We start from the raw sequence: 242 nt of genomic DNA, 5'->3' as shown, positions 1-242 counted from the left end.
GGCTCAGCGCGACAAGGACCTGCGCGATCATCCCAGGCGCTACCCGCAATCACGTCAGGCTCCGGGCTTCGGCGCCGCTGCCCAGGCCTTCGCAGCCTATGACCGCGATGACTTCGGCGCTGCTGCCCAGGCCGCACGCAAGGCCATCGCTCAGGCGCCTAAACGCATGGACTATCGACTGCTGCTGATCGAGTCCCTGCAGCGCCAACCGCATCTGCAGGAAGCGGATCAAGCCACCACCC

At 66.5% G+C, this 242-nt stretch carries 1 protein-coding gene; it reads left to right on the top strand.

The genetic code is table 11. From position 1 onward, the window contains the following. The coding region (locus ACEN88_RS36135; protein WP_413347187.1) for a hypothetical protein at positions 1-242 on the top strand (242 nt) is incomplete at both ends.

It is taken from the genome of Massilia sp. CT11-108 (assembly GCF_047302915.1).
Taxonomy (GTDB): Bacteria; Pseudomonadota; Gammaproteobacteria; order Burkholderiales; family Burkholderiaceae_D; genus Telluria; species Telluria orientalis.
The sequence above is the reverse complement of the archived record's forward strand: the minus strand, read 5'-3'. Positions and strand labels throughout refer to the sequence as shown.